Raw genomic sequence first — 24,520 nt, 5'->3', positions numbered from 1 at the left:
CGGAGATGACTTTGAAAGCGATTCTTTGGTTATGTTCATTACTCGTTATTTCAGGCTACAGCGGCTTGATACACGCAGATTGCAAGATTAAGCCTAGCTCGCCTAATTTTGGCTCAGTGAGATCGTTTGATGTGGCGGCAACTCCGCAAGGGGTAAGCGCCGGTGCAGGCTTTAGCTGTACCAACATACTATCGCTTTTTTCAACCAGCACCATTACCGCAACGCTCAAAGATTCGGCAAATAAAAGTGGCAAAATCCCTCGACTTTATAACAGCGCTAACAACGCCTGGATCCCCTATCGAGTTTGTAAAGATGCCGGCTGTAACCCGTCGTATCAAATTGATGGTGCAATCCCCTGGACCATTAACGCGTTGATTGATCTATTAGGCTTATTTAATACCAGTGACGGAACCATTCCGCTTTATTTCCAGACAATAGCAGGAAGTAATATCCCTGCGGGAACCTATAACGACACCTTGACCATTGAATGGAAATATCACTATTGCCTGATAGGCGCGCTGGGGATCTGCGTACCGGACGATGGCACGTTAACTTCACAAGTTCTTATAACTATGAACGTGACTAACTATTGCTATATTGATGACGCGCCCGATGTCGCCTTCTCCACAGCGGCTCTGGTAGCCGCTTTTAGCGAGGTCAGCGGGCAGTTAACTATCCGCTGCACGCAGAATGCGGCATACAGCATTAACCTTTCCAGCATCAACGCCCTTAACGGCAGTTGGCGGCAAATGAGCCAAACGATTAATTCGACAAATTATTACCTGCAATATCAGCTTTATAAAACCGACGGTAGCGCCTGGACGCCAACAGCAGATGTCAGCCTGGTGGGAAATGGCAACGCACAGCTAACAAACTTCAAAGCTCGGGTGAACGCCTCACAGAGCAATCAACCTGCTGGCGTGTACAGTGATACGGTATTGGTTACCGTGAGCTATTGATTATATTGTCACGTTTTTTTGTAAAGGGAATGTTAAGAATAACTTTGTTGTGATATAAGGGAAAAAGCTCAGCGTTCAGCCGTATGAGCATTAACAATGGATGTGTATAACTCGCTGAATAATAGATAAAAAGAGACCGAACACGATTCCTGTATTCGGTCCAGGGAAATGGCTCTTGGGAGAGAGCCGTGCGCTAAAAGTTGGCATTAATGCAGGCTAAGTCGCCTTGCCTTATAAGAATAGTTGACTGTGACAGGTTTTCCAGTCCGCGACAAAAGCGGTTGAAAAATTGCTGACAAAATCCGTTGCGCCAACAAAAAACCGCCGCGTTTTCTTACTGGACGCCGGCGGTTTTTTATCTTTAAAACAAAGTGATATAGGTAATTATCAGCAGAGCTTTTGCGCACGTTCGATAAATGGCGCCAGGCTCATTTTTTGTCCCGGATGCTGCGGGTCGTCGGCCTGGATGACAGAAATCGGCTGAGCGCTGGTCTTGCCGGCCTTCACTTCCTGCTCGGCGACATCATTCAGCGGATACTGCACCAGGGTGCTCGGGTTGATGGCGTACAGCGCATTACCCGGGCGGCAGGTTAACATGACTTCTTCACGGGTGAACGCCCAGTTGTCCTTACCCACTTCAAAACGGCTCACGGTAATCACCTGCGGCGCCGCCAGCGCGGCGCCTGAGCTTGCCAGTAATAACATTGTCAGAACGATTTTTTTCATCATTTAGCCAGTTAATTCAATTAGGTTGCCAGGTCGCGAACAGGCTGACGGCAAGTATCGCCAGCGCGGCAAGCGCCATTTCCAGCTGTGTAGTGCGTAAAATAGTTCGTTCCGCCCACGAGCCGTTACCTGACATTCGCGGTACCAGAACATACCTGTTCACCAGCGCAATTGCTACCATCCCGGCGACCAGCGCACATTTGAACAACAACACCGTTCCCCACGGTGAGTCGCCAATCAGCTGTCCCTGTATCAACAGCGTATTGCCAATCCCGCTGGCAATCGCGCCAGCCACGGCCAGATGCCCATAGTGTGAAAAACGCATCATGGCGGTTATCGCTACCTGACGCCAGCGCCCGCGCGCCAGTCGCAGGCAGTAGACAAATGGCAACAGCCCGCCGGCCCATGCCGAGACGCAAAACAGATGTAACGCGTGATTGGTGCGCTGTAATGCGCCAACCCAACCATCATGCATCGCCGCATGCCCCACGCCAGCCATCAACAACAACTGCGCGCAAAATAGCAGTAACAATAGACGCGCCGGGCGACGGGGTTTGATCCACGCGACCGCCAGCGCAATCCACGCCAGCACCACCTGCCACAGCCAAACGCCGCCAAACTGCGTCCCGATAACAGCGCGCCAGATTGTGGGTTGCCAGACATCATTCCAGCCATCGCCCATCAACCCGCCCTGCGCCATCAGCATCAAGGTAGCTGAAATAGCGCTAATCATTAGCAGGTAGCGCAGCAGTGGATAAAAGCGCTGCATCAACAGGCGACGCAGCGAGACTGGCGCCCACCATGCGCCGTACAGCGCGCAACCGAAGGCCGTCATCAATGAGATGAAGTGGACAAACCGCAGGCCGACATACACTCCCGACAGCATGGATTACTTCACGCTGAAGTGGTATTGCCCTTTGGTCTTATGGCCGTCAACGGAGACCACATGCCACTCTACGGTGTACTCGCCCGCCGCCAGCGGTTCATTCAGCGGCAGCGTTAATTGCGCTTTATTACCGTCGCTGCGGGCCAGTTTGCCGGTAGCGACAGGTTTATTCTGCGGGCCGCTGAGGGTCACGCCGCTGAAGGAGAGCTCGACGCCTTCACTAAATGTTAACGTGAGCACCTGCGGCGAAACGGAGACCGTCGAATCGGCCGCCGGGATTTGTTGTTGCAGATGAGCATGAGCAAAAACGCTGGCGGTGGTTAACATAGCGCTGAGAAATACGGCGGCACTTAGCGCGCGTCCGGCGATGGTTCGCATAAACATCATTCCTTTTTGTTATGTATGTTGGACAGAGAATAACCCTGTATAATAGCAGAGTCGAGCTAAGCATCCGGGACTTGCCTTTCAGCGTCACGCTTAGTAACTTTTGCGCCGTAATGAAGGAGGTACTGATGGCAAATAATCTGGCAAAAATTTCGCAAGATGAAATGGACAAGGTCAACGTTGACCTCGCAGCGGCCGGCGTCGCCTTTAAAGAACGCTACAATATGCCCGTCGTTGCCGATCTCGTCGAGCGAGAGCAACCGGCTCACCTGCGCGACTGGTTTCGTGAACGATTGATCGCGCACCGTCTGGCATCCGTGTCACTTTCCCGCCTGCCGTATGAACCGAAAGCGAAATGATTGCTCATTCCTTGAGGATCCCCCCATTGGCAACCGCCGCACATTCTATTACGCTGGGGTTTTTGGCGAGGAGTAAGCCATGCTGCGCGTAATCGATACCGAAACCTGCGGTTTGCAGGGCGGCATTGTTGAAATTGCCTCCGTCGATATCATCGACGGCCGGATAACCAATCCCATGAGTCATCTGGTGCGCCCTGACCGCCCAATCAGCCCGCAGGCAATGGCAATCCATCGCATCACTGAAGAGATGGTGGCCGATAAGCCCTGGATTGAAGAAATCGTGCCGCACTACCAGGGCAGCCCATGGTATGTCGCCCATAACGCCAGCTTTGATCGCCGGGTATTACCGGAAATGAACGGCGAGTGGATTTGTACTATGAAGCTGGCGCGCCGCCTGTGGCCGGGGATTAAGTACAGCAATATGGGGTTGTATAAGTCGCGCAAGCTGAGCGTAGCCACACCGCCGGGTTTGCATCACCACCGCGCGCTGTACGACTGCTATATCACCGCCGCCCTACTGTTGGATATCATGCAGGTTTCCGGCTGGTCGCCGGATGAAATGGCCGACATAACCGGCCGCCCGGCGCTGCTGACTACCTTTACCTTCGGCAAATATCGCGGCAAAGCGGTGTCGGAAGTGGCGGAAAACGATCCAGGTTATTTACGTTGGCTGTTCAATAACCTGGACCGGATGAGCCCGGAACTGCGTCTGACCCTCAAACACTATCTCGGCGAATAACGCTACACTTCCACCTTGCCGGGCAAAGTCCCTTGCGCGAGGGCGATTAAAAAGGCGTACTCCAATGCCACGCCCTCGTAGCTTTTAAACCGTCCCGACTTACCGCCATGTCCGGAATCCATATCGGTACATAACAGCAGCAGATTGTCGTCGGTTTTCAGCTCGCGTAGCTTCGCCACCCACTTCGCGGGCTCCCAATATTGCACCTGCGAATCATGCAGCCCGGTGGTCACTAACATATGCGGATAAGCCTGGGCTGAGACGCCATCATAGGGGCTATAGCTCTTCATATAGTGATAATAGGTTTCGTCCTGCGGATTCCCCCACTCCTCAAACTCACCGGTCGTGAGCGGAATAGATTCGTCGAGCATGGTGGTCAGTACGTCAACAAACGGCACCTGCGCTACCACGCCGTGGAACAAATCCGGTCGTTGGTTAATCGCCACGCCCATCAACATGCCGCCGGCGCTGCCGCCCATGCCATAACATAATTTAGGGTCGCCATATCCCTGCGCCAGCAGCGCATCGCAGACGTCCAGATAATCGTTAAAGGTATTCTTCTTGTTGAGGAATTTGCCGTCTTCATACCACTGCTGTCCAAGTTCGCCGCCGCCGCGAATATGGGCTATTGCAAAGACAAAGCCGCGATCCAGCAGGCTCAGACGACTGGCGCTAAAATCAGCGTCCATGCTGGCGCCGTAAGAGCCATAGCCGTACACCAGTAACGGGTTGGCCCCTTTGCGAAAGTGTTCGCGGTGATAAACCAGCGATACCGGCACCTCCACGCCATCACGCGCTTTCACCCACAGGTGTTCGCTGCGATAACAGGCGGCGTCAAAGCCCTGCACTTCCTGTTGCTTGATAACCCGCCGCTCGCCGGTATCCATATCCAGCTCAAATAGCGTATCCGGGGTGGTCATCGATGAATAACCGTAGCGCAGCCTTGACGTTTCCGGTTCGGGATTATAGGCAAGCCAGGTGACGTAAGCGGGATCGTCAAAGGCAATGCCAACCACTTCCCGCGTTTTACGGTTGATCTGCCGCAGGCTGGTCAATCCCCGCTGACGCTCCTCGACCACCAGCCAGTCGGTGAATAGAGTAAAACCTTCGAGCATCACATCAGGACGCGCCGGGATCAGCGTCTGCCACTGGTCTTCATCGCGGAGCACGGTGCGGTAAAGCCCGAAGTTTTTACCCTCGCGATTAGAACGCAGATAAAACGCGTGCTGATAATGATCGAGGCTATATTCATGATCCTTGCGTCGTGGCAAAAAACACACCGGCTCCGCATCGGGAAGCTCCGGGTTAAGTAATAACACTTCGCTGGTAGTGGCGCTGGCAAGGTAAATCACCACAAACTGCTGGGAGGTGGTCTTATGCACGCTGACATAAAACGTGTCGTCTTTCTCTTCGTAAACCAGTACATCGTTATCTGCGGTGGTACCAACGGCATGTCGCCAGACCTGATACGGCAGCAGCGTCGTCGGGTGTTTGCGCACGTACCACAAGAAGCGAGAGTCATTGCTCCAGGCGAATCCTGGCGTGACGTTTTCCAGAATCTCCGCCGACCATTCGCCGCTGCTCAGATCCTTAAAACGTAAGCCATACTGACGTCGTGAAAGGTAATCTTCCGCCACCGCCATCAGTTGGTTGTTCGGCGCGACGCCTAATCCGCCGAGGGTGTAAAATTCGCTTTTCGCCGCCCGTTGGTTGGCATCAAGCAAAATCTCCCATTCATCCCACTCTTCTTTGAGCACTGACTGACGTTGGTAGATCGCATATTCACAGCCCGGTTCATAAACCTGGCGATAGCGGTAGCCATTTTTGCTATAGGGAGCGGAGACCTCCCGCTGCGGAATGCGATCGATGATTTCCTTCAGCACCCGCTCCTGCAGGCTGCTTTGCGAGTCCATCACCTTTTTACCGTAGTCATTTTCCTGATGGAGATAGTCCAGCACTTCCGGGCGCGCGCGTTCGTCATCGCGCAGCCAGTAGTAATTATCGATGCGAGTGTCGCCATGTAGCGTCATGGCGTGGGGGATCCGTTTAGCTTTCGGTAGCATGCGTTATTCTTCTGCGTCTTATTATGGAATCACAAAATCACTCAGGGCATCGTGCGCCCTGAACGATGTCGTGTCTATAAGGGTGGCAAAAGTGGCCAGCGATGCAAGCGGAACGCTCTCTTTTAAGAATCAAGCGCCTGCTTTTGCGCCTGAACATCGCGTTCTATCTCTTCGCGGACATCTTCAGGCAGTTTAAGCGCGTCACCGAGCGCATCCAGGTAGCTGCGCTCCATAAAATGGTCGATATCAATTACCGCGCAGCTGAGGTAGTAAATTTCCAGCGCTTCTTGCCCATCGCGCACGCTTTGCGCCAGCCGTTGCGGGTCGAGCGGCTGGGTTAAAACCCTGTCGATCAACACCCGGCCCTGCACGTCGATGTTCGCCGCTCGCAACTGCTCTTCTATATGCTGACGTTCACGCTCGTCAATATGACCGTCGCTTTTGGCGGCGAAGACTAACGCGGTAATCAGCCGCTCGCTGCGCGCATCGAGCACAACCGGTTCCTGGGTAGACGCTGTTGATGTCTGTGTCGCGATATCTGCCTGCTGGCCGCGCATTTTTTGCTGATACTTATTCCACAGCACGCTGCCGGCCACCGCGCCACCGCCAACCAGCAGCGCGCCGGTGCCATATTTCGCCAGCAGCTTACGCGATGATTTGCTGGCGACCAACAAGCCAGCAAGGCCGCCCAAGGCGCCGGGCAGCAGGTTTTTAGCGGATGAAGATTTTTCAGCGGAGACGGAATTGCCCTGCTGGCCCAGCAGGGACTGGAGTTGATTAAGCCAGTTAGCCATAACATTCCTCATAGCGCGAGATGCAATGCCATCAGCCTAAACGACAAGACGTCAGGAAATGTTATGACTGGCTAAAGATGCGAAAATTTCCGCTTCGCCGGTTATCAGGCGGCCTTTGCTTTGCGCGGCTTTTTCGCGGCGCCTTCTTCGGCGGCACCAGGCTGAGCTTCATCCTCTGTAGGCGCAGTCTCCGGCATTTCTGCCGCCGCCTCAGCATGCTCTTCTGCTTCCGGCAATTTCCCTGACTTCAGAATGTGGTGTAAGGCGTCTTTGCGCTCGGCCAGCCACATCGACATATTGTCACGCTGAGCTTCATCCAATTCCAGCGGGCACATGACCAGCCAGTCATTGAGCACCTCTGCCAAATCGAGCATTTTGTCGTAAGCATCGGCCTCTTTTTTGCTGGCAAAAGACATTTTTTCCTCACCTTCACGGATCACGACGTATTTGATTTCAACCGCCATTGTGCAGCCTCTTTATACTGTATTTATATACAGTATATCAAATTTCGCCGCTGTTCTCAACTTACGCGTGTAAAGACAGACGCAAACGTTTTCGTTTATAATGCGCGCCATGTTCTGTTTACGCTGAGAGTAGGTTATGACTTTATTAGGCACCGCGCTGCGCCCCGCGGCCACGAAGGTAATGTTGTTAGGTTCCGGCGAGCTCGGAAAAGAAGTCGCCATTGAGTGCCAGCGGTTGGGTATTGAAACCATCGCCGTCGACCGCTATCCCGATGCGCCGGCGATGCAGGTGGCCCATCGTTCGCACGTCATCAATATGCTGCACGGCGACGCGCTGCGTGAACTGATCGCCTTAGAAAAGCCGGATTATATCGTGCCGGAGATCGAAGCCATTGCCACCGACACGCTTGTTGAACTGGAGCAGGCCGGGCAAAAAGTAGTGCCGACGGCGAGAGCCGCCAAACTCACCATGAATCGCGAAGGCATTCGCCGCCTCGCGGCCGAAGAGCTGCAAATACCCACCTCTGCCTATCGTTTTGCCGACAGTGAAGAGGGGTTCCGCGCTGCCGTCGACGAAGTTGGTTTGCCTTGTATCGTTAAGCCGGTGATGAGCTCCTCCGGTAAAGGCCAGAGCTTTATCCGCTCGGCTGACCAGCTCAGCGCCGCCTGGCAATACGCCCAACAAGGCGGGCGCGCAGGCGCCGGACGCGTCATCGTCGAAGGGGTGGTAAATTTTGATTTTGAAATTACGCTGCTCACCGTCAGCGCCGTCGACGGCGTCCACTTTTGCGCCCCGGTAGGCCATCGTCAGGAAGATGGCGACTACCGTGAATCCTGGCAGCCGCAGCAGATGAGCGATCTCGCGCTGCAACGCGCGCAGGAGATCGCCCGCAAAGTGGTGCTGGCGCTGGGGGGATATGGACTGTTCGGCGTTGAATTGTTCGTTTGCGGCGATGAGGTGATCTTCAGTGAAGTCTCCCCTCGCCCGCACGATACCGGTATGGTCACTCTGATCTCGCAGGATCTTTCGGAATTCGCCCTGCACGTTCGCGCCTTCCTCGGCCTGCCGATCGGCGCCATCCGCCAGTATGGACCGGCGGCATCGGCGGTGATTTTACCGCAGCTAACCAGTGAGAACGTGACCTTTAGCAATCTACAGGCCGCCGTCGGCGCGGGTCTGCAGTTGCGTCTGTTCGGTAAACCGGAAATCGCCGGCGCGCGTCGCCTGGGCGTGACCCTGGCGGTTGCTGACAACGTCGATGAAGCCATCAGCCGCGCCAAAACCGCCGCCGCCGCGGTTGTCGTGAAGGGATAAAAAAAGCCCGGTCGCTCACGCGTGCCGGGCTTCTGTCATTACAGGCGCAGAAATTATTTCGCGCCTTCTACCGCTTCGCGGGCCAGTTTGGTGATGCGATCGTAGTCGCCGTTTTCCAGCGCGTCGGCCGGAACCAGCCAGGAGCCGCCGATGCACAGCACGCTGTTCAGCGCCAGATAGTCGCGGTAATTCGCCGGAGAGATGCCGCCGGTCGGGCAAAAACGAATGTGGCCGAATGGACCGGCAATCGCCTGCAACGCTTTCACGCCGCCGTTCGCTTCCGCCGGGAAGAATTTGAACTCTTTCAGGCCATACTGCATGCCCAGCATCAACTCGGATACGGTGCTAATACCCGGGATCAGCGGGATGGTGCCTTCGCCGGTCGCCGCTTTCAGCAGGGATTCGGTCAGGCCCGGGCTGATAGCGAACTGCGCGCCTGCTTCAGTAACGGCTTTCAGCTGCTCAACGTTGGTCACGGTACCGGCGCCGACAATCGCCTCCGGCACTTCTTTGGCGATAGCGCGGATAGCTTCCAGCGCGCACTCGGTGCGCAGCGTAACTTCCAGAACGCGTACACCACCGGCAACCAGCGCTTTCGCCATCGGCACCGCGTGTTCCAGCTTTTTCACCACGATAACCGGTACGACCGGGCCGTTAGTCAGGATTGCTTCTGCAGTTGTTTTCCAGTTTTTCATCAGAGTTTTCTCTCGCCAGATCTACAAATCGAATCGTCTTAAAAAGTAATGCAGGTTGCGCCCTGCTCGGCTCCGGAGAGCTTCTCGCGCAGCGCGCCGAACATCTCGCGGCCGGTTCCGACCCGCGAGCTGCTCAGGTCAGGAATATGCGGCTGGCGTGCGGCCAGTTCAGCTTCATCTACCAGCAGGGTCAACTCGCCGGTCTGCCCGTTAACGCGAATCATGTCGCCATCGCGCACTTTCGCCAGCAGCCCGCCATCGTAGGCTTCAGGAGTAACATGGATGGCTGACGGTACCTTGCCTGATGCGCCGGAAAGTCGGCCATCGGTGACCAGCGCAATTTTGAAACGGCGGTCCAATAATACACCAAGTGGCGGCATAAGTTTATGTAATTCTGGCATGCCGTTCGCTTTCGGCCCCTGATGGCGTACAACGACTACGCAATCTTTATCCAGCAGCCCCGCTTCAAACGCCGGCAGTACGTCGTGCTGGCTCTCAAAGACGACCGCTGGCGCTTCGATAATCTGGTTCTCAACCGGCACCGCGGAGGTCTTCATGACCGCACGACCGAGGTTACCGCTCAGCACTTTGGTACCGCCATGGCGGGAGAATGGTTTCTCGAAGGTAGCGATGACCTGATCGTCAAGCGGCGCGGTCGCCCCTTCACGCCAGTCCAGCTCGCCGTTATTCAGCCAGGGTTCCATGGTGTAACGCGACAAGCCGAAGCCGGCGACGGTATTGACATCTTCATGCAGCAACCCGCCTTTCAGCAGCTCGCGCACCAGTACCGGCACCCCGCCTGCCGCCTGGAAGTGGTTAATGTCCGCCGGACCGTTTGGATACAGACGCGCCAGCAGCGGCACCACATCAGAAAGATCGGAGAAATCATCCCAGTTAATGATAATGCCCGCCGCGCGCGCCATCGCCACCAGGTGCATCGTATGGTTGGTGGAGCCGCCGGTCGCCAGCAGCGCAACGATACCGTTGACCACCACTTTTTCGTCAATCATTTTACCCAGCGGCATCCACTCATTGCCGTTGCCGGTCATGCGCGTCACCTGACGAGCGGCGGCGCTGGTCAGCGCTTCGCGCAACGGGGCGTCCGGATGAACAAACGAGGAACCTGGCAGCTGCATGCCCATAAACTCAACCACCATCTGGTTGGTGTTGGCGGTACCGTAGAAGGTACAGGTGCCCGGGGCATGATAAGAGGCGGCTTCGGATTCAAGCAGCGCCATACGGTCAACTTTACCTTCGGCGTACAGCTGACGAATGCGCACTTTTTCTTTGTTCGGCAGGCCGCTGGCCATCGGACCAGACGGAATAAACACCGACGGCAGATGGCCGAAGGAGAGCGCCGCCATGGTCAGTCCGGGAACAATTTTATCGCATACGCCAAGATACAACGCGCCGTCGAACATATTGTGCGACAGGCCGATGGCGGCAGACATGGCAATCACTTCGCGGCTCAGCAGCGACAGCTCCATGCCATCCTGGCCCTGCGTCACGCCGTCACACATTGCCGGCACGCCACCAGCCACTTGCCCTACCGCATTGGCGGAGTGCAAGGCTTTACGGATGATATCCGGATAATGTTCATAAGGCTGGTGAGCGGACAACATATCGTTATAGGAGGTGATAATAGCGATGTTGTTGCGCAACATGCTCTTCAGCGACGCTTTATCATCTGCCTGACAGGCGGCAAAACCGTGCGCCAGGTTACCGCAGGCCAACTGCGAACGATGGACGGTATCGCTTTTGGCTTGATTAATTCGTGCGAGGTAGGCTGAGCGGGTTTCGCGTGACCGTTCGATAATGCGATTTGTTACCCGTAACATTGTCGAATTCATAGAGGCTCCTCAAAATTTATCTGTCCGGCCACCGCGCGATGACGACGAATAATGGTGTAAATGGCACCACCACTGGGGCTCAGGGGCAAAATGTCTACAGGCAGTGTAATAAAAAAAGCCCCGGGGGTGAATCCTCCCGGGGCTTAAAAGATTAAAAATTATGCGTCAGACTGCGCCAGATCATGTTACCGGTAAAATAACTCTCCCGGATTAACGCTAGTCTTACTCGAATTCGTTCCAGGAACGGCCATCGCGGGTGATCATCGCCACCGACGCCACCGGTCCCCAGGTACCTGCCTGGTAAGGCTTCGGCGCATCGCCGTCGGCCGCCCATGCGCCGGTAATGGAGTCAACCCACTTCCACGCTTCTTCCACTTCATCGCGACGCACGAACAACGCCTGAATACCGCGCATGGTTTCCAGCAGCAGGCGTTCATAGGCATCCGCTAAGTGCGTCTGATTGAAGGTTTCGGAGTAGCTCAGATCCAGCTTGGTGATCTGCAGATTATGCTTGTGATCGAGGCCTGGAACTTTGTTAAGCACCTGAATATCCACACCTTCATCCGGCTGCAGACGAATGGTCAATTTATTCTGCGGCAGCTCCTGCCAGGTCTCTTTGAACAGATTCAATTCCGGAGTTTTGAAGTACACCACCACTTCGGAGCATTTCGTCGGCAGGCGTTTACCGGTACGCAGGTAGAACGGCACCCCAGCCCAACGCCAGTTATCGATATCCACGCGAATGGCTACGAAGGTCTCCGTGTTGCTGGATTTGTTAGCGCCCTCTTCTTCCAGATAGCCCGGTACTTTTTTACCTTGCGCAAACCCGGCGGTGTACTGACCGCGGACGGTTTTCTCACGCACGTTCGAGCGATCGATACGGCGCAGCGATTTCAGCACTTTCACTTTTTCATCGCGGATGCTGTCGGCAGTCAGATCCGACGGCGGCGACATGGCGATCATGCACAGGATCTGCAGCAAATGGTTCTGGATCATGTCGCGCATCTGCCCGGCTTGATCGAAATAACCCCAGCGGCCTTCAATACCCACTTCTTCCGCCACGGTGATTTCAACGTGATCAATAGTGCGGCAGTCCCAGTTATTAACAAACAAGGAGTTAGCAAAGCGCAGCGCCAGCAGGTTCAGTACCGTCTCTTTACCCAAATAATGGTCGATACGGTAAACCTGGCACTCTTCGAAATACTCGCCCACCTGGTCATTAATTTCCCGGGAGGTTTCCAGTGAGGTACCGAGCGGTTTTTCCATCACCACCCGCGCGGGCTTGGCATTCAGCTTCGCTTCGCCCAGGCCTTTGCAGATAGCGCCGAACGTGCTTGGCGGCATCGCGAAGTAGTTAATGGTGACGCGGTTTTCCTGATCCAGCATATCGCCCAGACGCGTAAAACCGCTGGTATCGTTGACATCAAGATTACAGAAGTCTAGACGACCGCTCAGGGTATCCCATAAACCTTCGTCGATTTTCTCTTTCATGAAGGTTTCTAACGCTTCACGCACAACTTTGGTATAAGCGTCTTTATCCCAATCAGCGCGACCGACGCCGATGATGCGGGTTTCAGGGTTAATCTGGCCAGCTTTTTCAAGCTGATACAGGGAAGGCAACAGTTTACGGCGCGCGAGGTCACCTTTCGCGCCGAAAATGACCAGATCGCATGCCTGGGCCGTTTGCGTTACCGCCATGTCATTCTCCTCAGTTGATAGTCTGGTGCTTATGCCAGGCTAAATTTGTAATTTTCTTACGCTGCACTGTACTGTGTTTACGAATTTCCTGAAACCCTTGGCGGTGCTTTCCCGACGTTACCGCACATAGAGGAAAAGCGTTCGCCGACAAATTGGGCATCAGGCTAAGAATGTTCGTTGTTTCGTCTGGTTTTCAGTTAGTAAAATACGACTCTGATCATGTAATGAAAAAAAACGACATTTTTTCTCGTCATTCCTCACCGCTTCTGATTGCGGAGGGGTATATTCTTGCTAAAACGCCTGATGATTTCACCCATTAATGAAATCGTTTCCATTGATGAGCGCCTGTAAACAATGAACATGCTGGAAAAAATCCAGTCCCGACTGGAAAACCTTAGCAAATCTGAACGCAAAGTGGCGGAAGTCATTCTTGCCACACCGGCGCAGGCCATTCACTCAAGCATAGCGGCCCTCGCGCTGGAAGCCGGCGTCAGCGAGCCGACCGTAAACCGATTTTGCCGCAGCCTGGAAACCCGGGGGTTCCCCGATTTTAAACTGCACCTGGCGCAAAGTCTGGCACACGGTACCCTCTATGTTAACCGTAATGTCGATGAAGACGACAGCGTCGAATCCTATACGGCGAAAATTTTCGAATCGGCGATGGCCAGCCTCGATCAGGTACATCATGCGCTGGATATGTCCGCGGTCAACCGGGCAGTGGATCTACTTACCCAGGCGAAGAAAATTTCCTTCTTCGGCCTGGGGTCTTCAGCAGCCGTCGCGCATGACGCGATGAATAAATTTTTCCGTTTTAACGTCCCGGTCATCTACTCCGACGATATTGTCCTGCAGCGCATGAGCTGTATGAATTGTAACGATGATGACGTGGTGGTCATCATTTCACATACCGGACGCACCAAAAGCCTGGTTGAACTGGCGCAGTTAGCGCGTGAAAACGATGCCATGGTCATTGCCATCACTTCGGCCGGGACCCCGCTGGCGCGGGAGTCGACGCTGGCCATTACCCTGGATGTTCCGGAAGACACCGATATTTATATGCCGATGGTGTCGCGCCTGGCCCAGCTCACGGTGATTGATGTGCTGGCGACCGGCTTTACCCTGCGCCGTGGAGCAAAATTCAGAGATAACTTGAAGAGGGTCAAGGAAGCGCTGAAGGAATCGCGCTTTGATAAAGAACTACTCATTAGTAGTGATAAACAATAATAGTCATTATAAGTCAGAGACCAATTATGTCCCGGCAGCGTAGCAGTTCCGCCCGTTAGCGGATTTGGCGCTACCGAATCCATGTTCACGCAACACCAAAGTTGTTTCAGTCAACGGAGTATTACATGTCCAGAAGGCTTCGCAGAACCAAAATCGTAACGACCTTAGGCCCAGCAACTGACCGCGATAACAACCTCGAAAAAGTTATCGCCGCGGGCGCTAACGTCGTACGCATGAACTTCTCTCACGGTACCCCGGAAGATCACCAACTCCGCGCAGACAAAGTCCGTGAAATTGCAGCAAAACTGGGCCGTCACGTTGCGATTCTCGGCGACCTGCAGGGGCCGAAAATCCGCGTCTCTACCTTCAAAGAAGGCAAAATTTTCCTCAACATTGGCGACAAATTCCTGCTCGACGCCAACCTGGGCAAAGGCGAAGGCGATAAAGAAAAAGTCGGCATCGACTATAAAGGCCTGCCGGCGGACGTCGTTCCAGGCGATATCCTGCTGCTCGACGATGGACGCGTGCAGTTGAAGGTCCTGGAAGTACAGGGGATGAAAGTTTTCACCGAAGTTACCGTTGGTGGCCCGCTATCTAACAATAAAGGTATCAACAAACTCGGCGGCGGGCTGTCTGCAGAAGCGTTAACCGATAAAGACAAAGCCGATATCGTTACCGCCGCAAAAATTGGCGTTGATTACCTGGCGGTCTCCTTCCCGCGCTGCGGCGAAGACCTGAACTACGCTCGCCGTCTGGCCCGTGACGCTGGCTGCGATGCGAAAATCGTCGCTAAAGTCGAGCGTGCGGAAGCGGTCTGCGACCAGGACGCCATGGACGACGTTATTCTCGCCTCCGATGTGGTGATGGTAGCTCGCGGCGATCTCGGTGTGGAAATCGGCGATCCGGAATTGGTGGGTATCCAGAAGGCGCTGATCCGCCGCGCTCGCCAGCTTAATCGCTCGGTCATCACCGCCACGCAGATGATGGAATCAATGATTACCAATCCGATGCCGACCCGCGCGGAAGTCATGGACGTGGCGAACGCCGTACTGGACGGTACCGATGCCGTGATGCTCTCCGCAGAAACCGCTGCCGGCCAGTATCCGTCAGAAACCGTCGCCGCGATGGCGCGGGTGTGCCTGGGCGCGGAGAAGATCCCAAGTCTCAACGTTTCCAAACACCGTCTTGACGTCCAGTTCGACAATGTCGAAGAAGCGATTGCCATGTCGGCAATGTATGCGGCCAACCACCTGAAAGGTATTACCGCGATTATCACCATGACCGAGTCCGGCCGCACCGCGTTGATGACTTCACGTATCAGCTCCGGACTGCCAATTTTCGCCCTCTCCCGTCACGAGCGTACTCTGAACCTGACGGCGCTCTATCGTGGCGTGACTCCGGTTCATTTCGACAGCCATAACGACGGCGTTGCCGCCGCGCACGACGCGGTTAACCTGCTGCGTGATAAAGGCTATCTGGTCTCCGGCGACCTGGTGGTCGTCACCCAGGGCGACGTGATGAGCACCATCGGCAGCACCAACACCACCCGTATCCTGACCGTTGAGTAATCGCCTTCAGTGATGGGAAAGCCTCCTTACGGAGGCTTTTTTATGCTTGTTATCCTGGTAAATACAGGCATCACAACATGCCGGCGATGGTAGCATACGGAAATGTTTTGTAGGCCCGCGCAAGCGCAGCGCCGCCGGGCAATATCCGCGGATAAGGAGCTGCTTTTGCGCCGGATGGCGGCTGCGCCTTATCCGGCCTACGGTCTGGTGAATGCAGGCGCCGTAGCCCTGCTCAGCGCAGCATACAGCTTACTTCTTCGGAAACAGTTCGTTGCGCTTGTAAGGCTCGGTTTCGCCCGGCTTACGCGTCTTCAGCAGTTTCAGGATCCAGGTATACTGCTCAGGATGCGGCCTGACGAAAATCTCAACCTCTTCGTTCATACGGCGCGCAATCGTCGTGTCATCGGCTTCCAGCAGATCGTCCATCGGCGGGCGCACCAGCACCGTCAGGCGATGCGTTTTACCGTCATACACCGGGAACAGCGGCACTACACGCGCGCGGCAGACTTTCATCAAACGACCAATCGCCGGAAGAGTCGCTTTATAAGTCGCGAAGAAATCGACAAATTCGCTATGCTCGGCGCCGTGATCCTGGTCGGGCAGATAATAGCCCCAGTATCCCTGGCGAACCGATTGAATAAATGGCTTGATACCATCGTTACGCGCGTGCATCCGCCCGCCGAAACGACGGCGCACGGTGTTCCAGACATAGTCAAATACCGGATTCCCCTGGTTATGGAACATCGCCGCCATTTTTTGCCCGCCCGAAGCCATCAGCATCGCCGGAATATCCACGCCCCAGGCGTGCGGCACTAAAAAGATGACCTTTTCATTATTGCGGCGCATCTCGTCGATGATCTCTTTCCCCTGCCAGTCAACGCGGGACATCACGCGCTGCGGATCGCGCATGCCGAGTTCGGCCATCATCACCATCGCCTGCGGAGCCGACATATACATCGCATCAATGATCGCTTCACGCTCTTGCTCACTTTTTTCCGGGAAGCAGTACAACAGGTTAATCTGCGCCCGACGGCGCGAGCTCTTTGCCAGACGCCCAACGAAACGCCCCAGTTTGCCGAGAATAGGATCGCGGAAAGAGGGAGGGGTCAGCGCAATACCGGCGAAGGCGAAAACGCCTAACCACGCGCCCCAATAGCGCGGCAGTAAAAAAGATTTCTCAAATTTGGGGATAAACTCAATGTTATTTTTTTTCGTTTCCATGCCCGGTCCGCAGAAGGTCTGCTCAATCAATAAAGATAATGGCTTAGTTTAGCGATACGTCACTCATCGCACAAAAGAAAAAGCCGGCGCATTACGGGCGCCGGCTTTCTGTAATGATTATTCAGGCTAATCAAAGCGCAGTTGCGGGATAACCTCTTTGGCCTGCGCCAGATAATCGGCACGATCGGAACCGGTTAAGCCTTCGGTACGCGGCAGTTTCGCCGTCAGCGGGTTAACCGCCTGCTGGTTAATCCAGACTTCATAGTGCAGGTGCGGGCCAGTAGAACGCCCGGTATTGCCCGACAGCGCGATACGATCGCCGCGTTTCACTTTCTGCCCCGGTTTCACCAGCAGCTTGCGCAGGTGCATATAGCGGGTGGTATAGGTTCGGCCATGACGCACGGCAACATAGTAGCCTGCCGCGCCGCTGCGTTTCGCCACTACCACTTCACCATCGCCGACGGAAAGCACCGGCGTGCCCTGCGGCATAGCGAAGTCAACGCCGCGATGCGGCGCGACGCGCCCGGTCACTGGATTCAGGCGACGCGGGTTGAAGTTAGACGACACGCGGAACTGACGCGAGGTCGGGAAGCGCAGGAAGCCCTTCGCCAGGCCCGTACCGTTGCGATCGTAGAATTTGCCATCTTCGGCGCGGATCGCGTAATAGTCTTTGCCATCGGAACGTAAACGCACGCCTAACAGCTGGCTCTGCTCGCGCTTGCCATCAAGCATTTCACGCGACATCAGGACCGAGAATTCATCGCCTTTTTTCAGCTTACGGAAGTCCATCTGCCACTGCATCGCTTTGATGACCGCGCTGATTTCCGAGCTGGTAAGGCCAGCATCACGGGCGCTGGAGACGAAGCTGGCGCCAACGGTGCCTTTCAGGACGTTGTTGACCCAATCCCCTTTCTGCAGCTCGCTGCTCATTTTAAAACCATTGGCGACGCGGTTATAAGTACGCGTCTCACGGCGCGACATCTCCCACGTCAAGCTTTGTAGATCGCCATCAGCGGTTAGCGTCCAGGAGAGCTGTTGACCAATTTTAAGATTACGCAGCTCTTTATCAGCAGAGGAGAGTTGAGCGATATCGCCCATATCAATACCGTACTGATTAAGAATACTGCTCAGCGTATCGCCGGTAGAAACCACATATTCATGGCCGCCGGAGTCGCTATCGGATTTGTCATCGAGCTCATCCTGCGGGATAGCTTCTTCTTCCTGCGGCGCCTGATCGATGGGTTCGGAAGCTTCCGGCAGCAGAGAGCGGATTTCGCTTTTTTCCAGCTCAATCGTTCTGACTATCGGGGCTGATTCCGGGTGGTAGATGTAGGGCCGCCAGACGGCGACCGCTAACGTTAGAACGCTCAACGACCCCAGCATAACGCGATGGGGTCGTGGCAGATTGTTGAATGCCTGAGTGACAGCGCGGGCTATCTGTTGCACGTATTCACTTCCTCGTTAATCTCCTTTCAGGCAGCTTGAATACTGATGCCCCAACTGGCTCAGGAACTGAGGGTAACTGTCTTTACCCAGCTTAATTCCGATTCCAAGTGGATCCAGGGTTCCCATGCGCACGGAGGTCCCCCTGGCAACAGCTTCGATGACCGCTGGCCTGAATTGTGGCTCAGCAAAAACGCAAGTCGCTTTTTGCTCAACCAACTGTGTTCTTATTTCGTGTAAACGCTGCGCACCAGGCTGGATTTCAGGGTTGACGGTAAAATGTCCCAATGAGGTCAAACCGTAATGTTTTTCGTAGTAGCCATAGGCATCATGAAAAACGAAATACCCCTTACCTTTCACCGGCGCCAGCTCGTTACTCACCTGTTTGTCGGTTGCGGCTAATTTTGCCTCAAATTCCTTCAGGTTGGCGTCAAGTTTGGCTCGACTCTGCGGCATAAGTTCCAATAATTTATCGTGGATTGCAACCGCTGAGAGCCGCGCTATCTCTGGGGAGAGCCACAGATGCATATTGTAAATGCCGTGATGGTGATCGCCGTCACTTTTTTCGCCATTAGCATGTTCGTGACCATGTTCGTCATCGTCATCATCCGTCCCTTTGATGAGCAACGGTTTCACCCCATCCAACTGGGCGATGGTGACCTTTTTCTGCTCCGCAATGCTTTGCGTTGACTTGTCCATGAATGCTTCCATTTCTGGACCAATCCATACCACTAAGTCTGCGTTCTGTAAGCGTTTTACATCTGACGGGCGTAGTGAATAATCATGCTCGGAAGCCCCGTCAGGCAATAACACCTGAGTCTCCGTCACGCCATCGGCGATAGCGGAAGCGATAAAGCCAAGGGGTTTCATGGAAGCGACGACGGCGGCATTAGCTACCGGGGCATGAGCGAACAAAAAAGCGGCGCTAAGTCCAGCGCAAAGAAGCGTATTTTTATGTAACATAATGCGACTAATCATCGTAATGAGCGAAAGTGATGTGATATTATAACATTCAATCGCTAGTGCAACCCCTAATTTGACATGACGAATCTTGTAACGCTGGAAAAAGTCGCGGTCGTCTACGGCCAGCGGCGCGTGTTGTCTGATATTTCGCTAACGCTAAAACCAGGCAAAATTTTAACGCTTCTTGGCCCGAACGGCGCCGGGAAATCGACGCTGGTGCGCGTAGTGCTCGGCCTGGTGACGCCGACCGAAGGTGCTATCCAGCGCGAGAAAAATCTGCGTATCGGCTACGTACCACAAAAACTGCATCTTGATGCGACCATGCCGCTGACGGTCAGCCGCTTTATGCGCCTGCGTCCAGGTACGCGCAAGCAGGATATTATGCCGGCGCTGCAGCGCGTGCAGGCCGGGCATCTTATCGATGCGCCAATGCAAAAACTCTCCGGCGGCGAAACCCAGCGCGTGTTGCTGGCGCGGGCCCTGTTAAATCAGCCACAACTGCTGGTGCTGGATGAACCTACCCAGGGCGTCGACGTTAATGGGCAGGTAGCGCTGTATGATTTAATTAATCAACTGCGTCAGGAGCTGAACTGCGCGGTCTTAATGGTTTCCCACGATCTCCACCTGGTGATGGCCAAAACCGATGAAGTGCTGTGCCTGAACCAGCATATTTGCTGCTCCGGAACTCCGGAAGTGGTCTCGATGCACCCGGAATTTATCTCCATGTTCGGCCCGCGCGGCGCGGAACAGCTGGGCATTTATCGTCACCAACATAATCACCGCCACGACCTGCAGGGGCGGATTGTACTGCGTCGGGGAAATGGTCGCTAATGATTGAATTACTGTTACCCGGCTGGCTAGCCGGCATGATGCTTGCCTGCGCGGCGGGCCCCCTGGGTTCGTTCGTGGTCTGGCGGAGAATGTCCTACTTTGGCGATACGCTGGCGCATGCTTCGCTGCTTGGGGTGGCGTTTGGGCTGCTGCTCAACGTGAATCCGTTTTATGCGGTTATCGTGGTCACGCTGCTGCTGGCGGGCGGCCTGGTGTGGCTGGAAAAACGCCCTCACCTGGCGGTCGATACCCTGCTGGGTATTATGGCCCACAGCGCGCTGTCGCTCGGTCTGGTGGTGGTGAGCCTGATGTCGAACGTGCGCGTCGACCTGATGGCCTATCTGTTTGGCGATCTATTAGCCGTTACTCCACAGGATTTAATCTCCATTGCATCAGGCGTAGTGGTGGTGGTCGCGATATTGCTCTGGCAGTGGCGTAACCTGCTGGCGATGACCATCAGCCCTGATTTAGCGTTTGTTGACGGCGTGAAGTTACAGCGGGTTAAGCTGCTGCTGATGCTGGTGACGGCATTGACTATCGGCGTGGCAATGAAATTCGTCGGCGCGCTGATCATCACTTCGCTGTTGATAATCCCGGCCGCTACCGCCCGCCGCTTTGCCCGCACGCCGGAACAGATGGCCGCGGTAGCCGTTGGCGTGGGTATGCTGGCGGTAACCGGGGGATTAACCTTCTCGGCGTTCTACGATACCCCAGCAGGGCCTTCGGTTGTGCTGTGCGCAGCGGCGCTGTTTGTTCTGAGTATGATGAAGAAAACGGCGAGTTGATTGAGAGGCTACCCGGTAGCGCAAAGCTACCGGGTTTCATCAGGGCATTTCCGGCGGGGTAATACCGAAGTGATTCCAGGCGCGCACCGTCGCCATTCGGCCACGCGGCGTGCGCTGCAGGAACCCCTGCTGAATTAAGTACGGCTCCAGCACGTCTTCAATGGTTTCCCGCTCCTCGCCGATAGCCGCCGCGAGGTTATCGAGGCCGACCGGACCACCGAAGAATTTATCGATCACCGCCAATAGCAGCTTGCGATCCATATAATCAAACCCTTCGGCATCCACGTTGAGCATATCCAGCGCCTGAGCGGCGATCTCAGCGGAGATAGTGCCATCGTGACGCACTTCGGCAAAGTCGCGCACCCGGCGCAGCAGGCGGTTGGCGATACGCGGCGTACCGCGCGCGCGACGGGCGACTTCCAGCGCCCCTTCTTCGCTCATCTCCAGCCCCATATGACGGGCGCTACGGCCAACAATGTGCTGCAGGTCCGGCACCTGATAAAACTCGAGGCGCTGTACGATACCAAAGCGGTCGCGCAGCGGCGAAGTCAATGAGCCGGCGCGGGTGGTGGCGCCAATCAGGGTAAACGGCGGCAGATCGATTTTAATCGAGCGCGCGGCCGGGCCTTCGCCAATCATGATATCCAGCTGGTAATCTTCCATCGCCGGATACAGCACCTCTTCCACTACCGGTGAAAGGCGGTGGATTTCATCAATAAACAGGACATCATGCGGCTCAAGGTTGGTCAGCATTGCCGCCAGGTCGCCAGCCTTTTCCAGCACCGGGCCGGAGGTGGTACGCAGATTCACGCCCATTTCGTTGGCAACGATATTGGCAAGCGTGGTTTTCCCCAACCCTGGCGGGCCAAAAATTAACAGGTGATCGAGCGCATCGCCACGCAGTTTCGCCGCCTGGATAAAGATCTCCATCTGCGAACGCACCTGCGGCTGGCCGACGTACTCTGCGAGCAATTTGGGGCGGATAGCGCGGTCAGCGGCCTCTTCGAAACCAATGCTGTCGCCTGATACCAGCCGATCTGCTTCAATCATCCCTTACCTCACAACGCCGCGCGCAGCGCTTCGCGGATTAGCGTTTCACTGTTAGCATCCGGACGGGCGATTTTGCTCACCATCCGGCTGGCCTCTTGTGGTTTATAGCCCAGCGCCACCAGCGCGGCAACCGCTTCTTGCTCCGCGTCGTCGGCAGTTGGGCCGGCAGGCGTGGTCAGCACCAGATCGGCGGCCGGAGTAAACAGGTCGCCATGCAGGCCTTTGAAGCGATCTTTCATCTCGACGATTAAACGCTCGGCAGTTTTCTTGCCGATACCCGGCAGTTTCACCAGCGAGGCGACTTCTTCACGCTCAACGGCGTTCACAAACTGCTGCGCCGACATGCCGGAAAGGATAGCCAGCGCCAGCTTCGGCCCGACGCCGTTGGTTTTGATAAGCTCTTTAAACAGGGTGCGTTCCTGCTTGTTGTTAAAACCGTACAGCAGCTGCGCGTCTTCGCGTACCACAAAATGGGTGAAGACGATGGCTTCCTGGCCGGCTTCCGGTAGCTCGTAGAAGCAGGTCATCGGCATATGGACTTCATAACCTACGCCCCCGGTTTCCAGTAATACCAGCGGGGGTTGCTTTTCGAGAATGATGCCTCTGAGTCTGCCTATCACGTAGCGCTCCTGAATAAAGGGCCGAAAGTTTAATGCGTTATCATAAAAAAAGGCTGGATGAATATCCAGCCTGATTTGTGATTATCGTAACCGCCCTCGCGCCAGATTGAGCCGGGTCTCGCTAATTTGAGCCAGGTTCTGGCTGAGGTGGCAATGGGTGATGGCGATGGCCAGCGCATCCGCCGCATCCGCCTGCGGATTTGCCGGAAGTTTCAACAAGGTACGCACCATATGCTGTACCTGGCTCTTTTCCGCGCTACCGATACCGACGACGGTTTGCTTAACCTGGCGAGCCGCGTACTCAAAAACCGGCAGGTCCTGGTTCGTCGCCGCGACAATCGCCACTCCGCGCGCCTGCCCAAGCTTCAACGCCGAATCGGCATTTTTCGCCATAAAGACCTGCTCGATAGCGAAATAGTCGGGCTGGAACTGGGTAATAATTTCGGTGACGCCGGCGTATATCAGCTTCAGCCGCGACGGCAGATCGTCTACTTTGGTGCGGATACATCCGCTGCCAAGGTAGCTCAACTGCCGTCCGACCTGGCGAATCACGCCATAACCGGTCACGCGTGACCCCGGGTCAATGCCGAGAATAATGGCCATCACGCGCCTCCAGTAATAACTCACCCGCAATACCGGCTACCGGCATCACAGCGTTGCGGCAACCTCATCGGAGATTTCGCCGTTATGATACACTTCCTGCACGTCGTCGCAGTCTTCCAGCATATCAATAAGACGCAGCAGCTTCGGCGCGGTTTCCGCATCCATATCCGCTTTAGTCGACGGGATCATTGAGACTTCAGCAGCATCGGCTTTCAGGCCTGCGGCTTCCAGCGCATCACGTACCGCGCCCATCTCTTCCCAGGCGGTGTAAACGTCAATGGCGCCGTCATCATAGGTGACAACGTCTTCAGCACCCGCTTCCAGCGCGGCTTCCATGATGGTGTCTTCGTCGCCTTTCTCGAAGGAGATCACGCCTTTTTTGCTGAACAGATAGGCCACAGAACCGTCGGTTCCGAGGTTACCACCGGTTTTGGTAAAGGCGTGGCGCACTTCGGCTACGGTACGGTTACGGTTGTCGCTCAGACATTCAACCATTACCGCGGTGCCGCCCGGGCCGTAACCTTCATAAATGATGGTTTCCATGTTCGCGTCTTCATCACCGCCGACGCCGCGCGCGATGGCGCGGTTCAGGGTGTCGCGAGTCATGTTGTTGGACAGCGCTTTATCTACCGCCGCGCGCAGACGCGGGTTGGATGCCGGATCGCCGCCGCCCAGACGCGCAGCGGTGACCAGCTCGCGAATGATTTTAGTAAAGATCTTACCGCGCTTGGCATCTTGCGCCGCTTTGCGGTGTTTGGTGTTGGCCCATTTACTATGACCTGCCATAAAAAACTCTCCAAAAAAGCCGTCTTCCCGCGGCAAACGCCGCGGGAAGTTACCCGGCGTTAATTACAAATTCTTCAATCGCCTGCCGGTTGCTCCACGATTTAGTTAGCGCGGCGGCATCCGACGCGCTAACCCAGCGGTAATCCAGATGTTCAGTGAAAACAATCTGGCGCTCATGGGGCAGCGCAAGACGGAACCAGAATTCCGTATTGCGCTCGACGCCCGGCGCATAGCGATGACGTAAGTGAGAAAATATCTCGAACTCCACCGTACGCTGACAGTCAATTAAGGCCAGTTGCTCGCGAGCAACATCAATGGCGACCTCTTCCTTTACTTCGCGCGCGGCGGCCTGCAACGCGGTTTCCCCCTCTTCCAGGCTGCCGGTAACCGACTGCCAGAAAGCGGGATCGTCGCGTCGCTGCAACATCAGCACCCGCTTCGTATCTTCGGCGTAAATCACCACCAGAACGGAGACGGGCAGCTTGAATGACATC

24 protein-coding genes and 1 pseudogene are annotated in these 24,520 nt (G+C 55.3%); 8 read left to right on the top strand and 17 right to left on the bottom strand.

Translation table 11 applies throughout. The features are described 5' to 3' along the window. The first annotated feature begins 5 nt into the window (after window positions 1-5). Window positions 6-959: a spore coat U domain-containing protein gene (locus tag ABLU78_RS23505; RefSeq protein WP_074166497.1), complete on the top strand. Its 954-nt coding sequence runs from the start codon at window positions 6-8 to the stop codon at window positions 957-959. Between the two features lie 387 nt (window positions 960-1,346). On the opposite strand, the gene ABLU78_RS23500 is transcribed toward ABLU78_RS23505, so the two are convergent. Genes ABLU78_RS23500 through yobA form a run of 3 tightly spaced genes read right to left on the bottom strand, consistent with a single transcriptional unit; the run spans window position 1,347 to window position 2,949 of the window. Then, the gene (locus tag ABLU78_RS23500) at window positions 1,347-1,688 is read right to left on the bottom strand and encodes a YebY family protein (RefSeq protein ID WP_015705946.1); all 342 of its coding nucleotides are present in this window, start codon (window positions 1,686-1,688) and stop codon (window positions 1,347-1,349) included. 13 nt (window positions 1,689-1,701) lie between these two features. Continuing rightward, window positions 1,702-2,571, bottom strand: coding sequence for a copper homeostasis membrane protein CopD (gene copD, locus ABLU78_RS23495; protein ID WP_042893412.1), 870 nt, complete (start codon window positions 2,569-2,571; stop codon window positions 1,702-1,704). 3 nt (window positions 2,572-2,574) lie between these two features. Further along, window positions 2,575-2,949, bottom strand: coding sequence for a CopC domain-containing protein YobA (gene yobA / locus ABLU78_RS23490; RefSeq protein ID WP_048229309.1), 375 nt, complete (start codon window positions 2,947-2,949; stop codon window positions 2,575-2,577). 134 nt (window positions 2,950-3,083) lie between these two features. Between yobA and ABLU78_RS23485 the strand changes: the two genes are divergently transcribed. Further along, the gene (locus ABLU78_RS23485; protein WP_015366007.1) at window positions 3,084-3,314 is read left to right on the top strand and encodes a DNA polymerase III subunit theta; all 231 of its coding nucleotides are present in this window, start codon (window positions 3,084-3,086) and stop codon (window positions 3,312-3,314) included. Window positions 3,315-3,393: 79 nt separating this feature from the next. Further along, a complete protein-coding gene (exoX, locus tag ABLU78_RS23480; protein ID WP_015366006.1) occupies window positions 3,394-4,053 on the top strand; it encodes an exodeoxyribonuclease X in 660 nt (219 codons plus the stop codon). Between the two features lie 2 nt (window positions 4,054-4,055). Here the strand turns inward: exoX and ptrB are convergent, their stop codons facing one another. From ptrB to ABLU78_RS23465, 3 genes are all read right to left on the bottom strand, one after another. Beyond that, window positions 4,056-6,116 carry an oligopeptidase B gene (gene ptrB / locus ABLU78_RS23475; protein WP_015705949.1) on the bottom strand — a complete coding sequence of 687 codons (2,061 nt, stop codon included), beginning with the start codon at window positions 6,114-6,116 and terminating at the stop codon, window positions 4,056-4,058. A 122-nt stretch (window positions 6,117-6,238) separates the two neighbouring features. After that, window positions 6,239-6,910 (bottom strand): DUF533 domain-containing protein, encoded by a 672-nt coding sequence (locus tag ABLU78_RS23470; RefSeq protein ID WP_048228938.1) that lies wholly within the window; start codon window positions 6,908-6,910, stop codon window positions 6,239-6,241. 104 nt (window positions 6,911-7,014) lie between these two features. Further along, window positions 7,015-7,374, bottom strand: a complete 360-nt coding sequence (locus ABLU78_RS23465; RefSeq protein ID WP_048228939.1) for a YebG family protein — start codon at window positions 7,372-7,374, stop codon at window positions 7,015-7,017. A gap of 136 nt (window positions 7,375-7,510) precedes the next feature. Between ABLU78_RS23465 and purT the strand changes: the two genes are divergently transcribed. Further along, complete coding sequence (gene purT / locus ABLU78_RS23460; protein WP_045387532.1) at window positions 7,511-8,689, top strand: formate-dependent phosphoribosylglycinamide formyltransferase; 1,179 nt, start codon at window positions 7,511-7,513, stop codon at window positions 8,687-8,689. A gap of 53 nt (window positions 8,690-8,742) precedes the next feature. Here the strand turns inward: purT and ABLU78_RS23455 are convergent, their stop codons facing one another. The 3 genes from ABLU78_RS23455 to zwf all read right to left on the bottom strand — a co-directional run bounded on the left by ABLU78_RS23455 (window position 8,743) and on the right by zwf (window position 12,932). Then, complete coding sequence (locus tag ABLU78_RS23455; protein WP_015366001.1) at window positions 8,743-9,384, bottom strand: bifunctional 4-hydroxy-2-oxoglutarate aldolase/2-dehydro-3-deoxy-phosphogluconate aldolase; 642 nt, start codon at window positions 9,382-9,384, stop codon at window positions 8,743-8,745. A 38-nt stretch (window positions 9,385-9,422) separates the two neighbouring features. Further along, window positions 9,423-11,234: a phosphogluconate dehydratase gene (gene edd / locus ABLU78_RS23450; protein ID WP_015366000.1), complete on the bottom strand. Its 1,812-nt coding sequence runs from the start codon at window positions 11,232-11,234 to the stop codon at window positions 9,423-9,425. A 222-nt stretch (window positions 11,235-11,456) separates the two neighbouring features. Next, the gene (gene zwf, locus ABLU78_RS23445) at window positions 11,457-12,932 is read right to left on the bottom strand and encodes a glucose-6-phosphate dehydrogenase (RefSeq protein ID WP_015365999.1); all 1,476 of its coding nucleotides are present in this window, start codon (window positions 12,930-12,932) and stop codon (window positions 11,457-11,459) included. 319 nt (window positions 12,933-13,251) lie between these two features. Here zwf and ABLU78_RS23440 point away from each other — a divergent pair. Together ABLU78_RS23440 and pyk are read left to right on the top strand one after the other, a co-directional pair. After that, window positions 13,252-14,156 (top strand): annotated as a pseudogene (locus tag ABLU78_RS23440) (MurR/RpiR family transcriptional regulator). 125 nt (window positions 14,157-14,281) lie between these two features. Then, complete coding sequence (pyk, locus tag ABLU78_RS23435) at window positions 14,282-15,724, top strand: pyruvate kinase (protein WP_015365996.1); 1,443 nt, start codon at window positions 14,282-14,284, stop codon at window positions 15,722-15,724. A gap of 249 nt (window positions 15,725-15,973) precedes the next feature. Here pyk and lpxM read toward each other — a convergent pair whose 3' ends face one another. From lpxM to znuA, 3 genes are all read right to left on the bottom strand, one after another. After that, the gene (gene lpxM / locus ABLU78_RS23430; RefSeq protein ID WP_045387535.1) at window positions 15,974-16,945 is read right to left on the bottom strand and encodes a lauroyl-Kdo(2)-lipid IV(A) myristoyltransferase; all 972 of its coding nucleotides are present in this window, start codon (window positions 16,943-16,945) and stop codon (window positions 15,974-15,976) included. A 126-nt stretch (window positions 16,946-17,071) separates the two neighbouring features. After that, window positions 17,072-18,391 (bottom strand): murein DD-endopeptidase MepM, encoded by a 1,320-nt coding sequence (mepM, locus tag ABLU78_RS23425; RefSeq protein WP_032711932.1) that lies wholly within the window; start codon window positions 18,389-18,391, stop codon window positions 17,072-17,074. Between the two features lie 15 nt (window positions 18,392-18,406). Further along, complete coding sequence (gene znuA, locus ABLU78_RS23420; RefSeq protein ID WP_015705954.1) at window positions 18,407-19,351, bottom strand: zinc ABC transporter substrate-binding protein ZnuA; 945 nt, start codon at window positions 19,349-19,351, stop codon at window positions 18,407-18,409. A gap of 78 nt (window positions 19,352-19,429) precedes the next feature. Between znuA and znuC the strand changes: the two genes are divergently transcribed. Beyond that, window positions 19,430-20,182 carry a zinc ABC transporter ATP-binding protein ZnuC gene (znuC, locus tag ABLU78_RS23415; RefSeq protein WP_015705955.1) on the top strand — a complete coding sequence of 251 codons (753 nt, stop codon included), beginning with the start codon at window positions 19,430-19,432 and terminating at the stop codon, window positions 20,180-20,182. Further along, complete coding sequence (znuB, locus tag ABLU78_RS23410) at window positions 20,182-20,967, top strand: zinc ABC transporter permease subunit ZnuB (RefSeq protein WP_015365991.1); 786 nt, start codon at window positions 20,182-20,184, stop codon at window positions 20,965-20,967. The genes znuC and znuB overlap by 1 nt, the downstream gene beginning before the upstream one ends. Before the next feature lie 39 nt (window positions 20,968-21,006). On the opposite strand, the gene ruvB is transcribed toward znuB, so the two are convergent. From ruvB to nudB, 5 genes are all read right to left on the bottom strand, one after another. After that, window positions 21,007-22,017 (bottom strand): Holliday junction branch migration DNA helicase RuvB, encoded by a 1,011-nt coding sequence (gene ruvB, locus ABLU78_RS23405; RefSeq protein ID WP_015365990.1) that lies wholly within the window; start codon window positions 22,015-22,017, stop codon window positions 21,007-21,009. An 8-nt stretch (window positions 22,018-22,025) separates the two neighbouring features. Continuing rightward, window positions 22,026-22,637: a Holliday junction branch migration protein RuvA gene (gene ruvA / locus ABLU78_RS23400; RefSeq protein ID WP_015365989.1), complete on the bottom strand. Its 612-nt coding sequence runs from the start codon at window positions 22,635-22,637 to the stop codon at window positions 22,026-22,028. An 81-nt stretch (window positions 22,638-22,718) separates the two neighbouring features. Beyond that, window positions 22,719-23,240, bottom strand: coding sequence for a crossover junction endodeoxyribonuclease RuvC (ruvC, locus tag ABLU78_RS23395; RefSeq protein WP_015365988.1), 522 nt, complete (start codon window positions 23,238-23,240; stop codon window positions 22,719-22,721). A gap of 45 nt (window positions 23,241-23,285) precedes the next feature. Then, window positions 23,286-24,026 carry a YebC/PmpR family DNA-binding transcriptional regulator gene (locus tag ABLU78_RS23390; RefSeq protein WP_015365987.1) on the bottom strand — a complete coding sequence of 247 codons (741 nt, stop codon included), beginning with the start codon at window positions 24,024-24,026 and terminating at the stop codon, window positions 23,286-23,288. 49 nt (window positions 24,027-24,075) lie between these two features. Then, a complete protein-coding gene (gene nudB / locus ABLU78_RS23385; RefSeq protein WP_015365986.1) occupies window positions 24,076-24,519 on the bottom strand; it encodes a dihydroneopterin triphosphate diphosphatase in 444 nt (147 codons plus the stop codon). Between the last annotated feature and the right edge of the window lies 1 nt (window position 24,520).

This window comes from Klebsiella sp. JN_Kp122 (assembly GCF_040062085.1).
Classification (GTDB): Bacteria; Pseudomonadota; Gammaproteobacteria; order Enterobacterales; family Enterobacteriaceae; genus Klebsiella; species Klebsiella aerogenes.
Note: the sequence above shows the minus strand (reverse complement) of the source record. Positions and strands in the feature narration are given on the sequence as shown.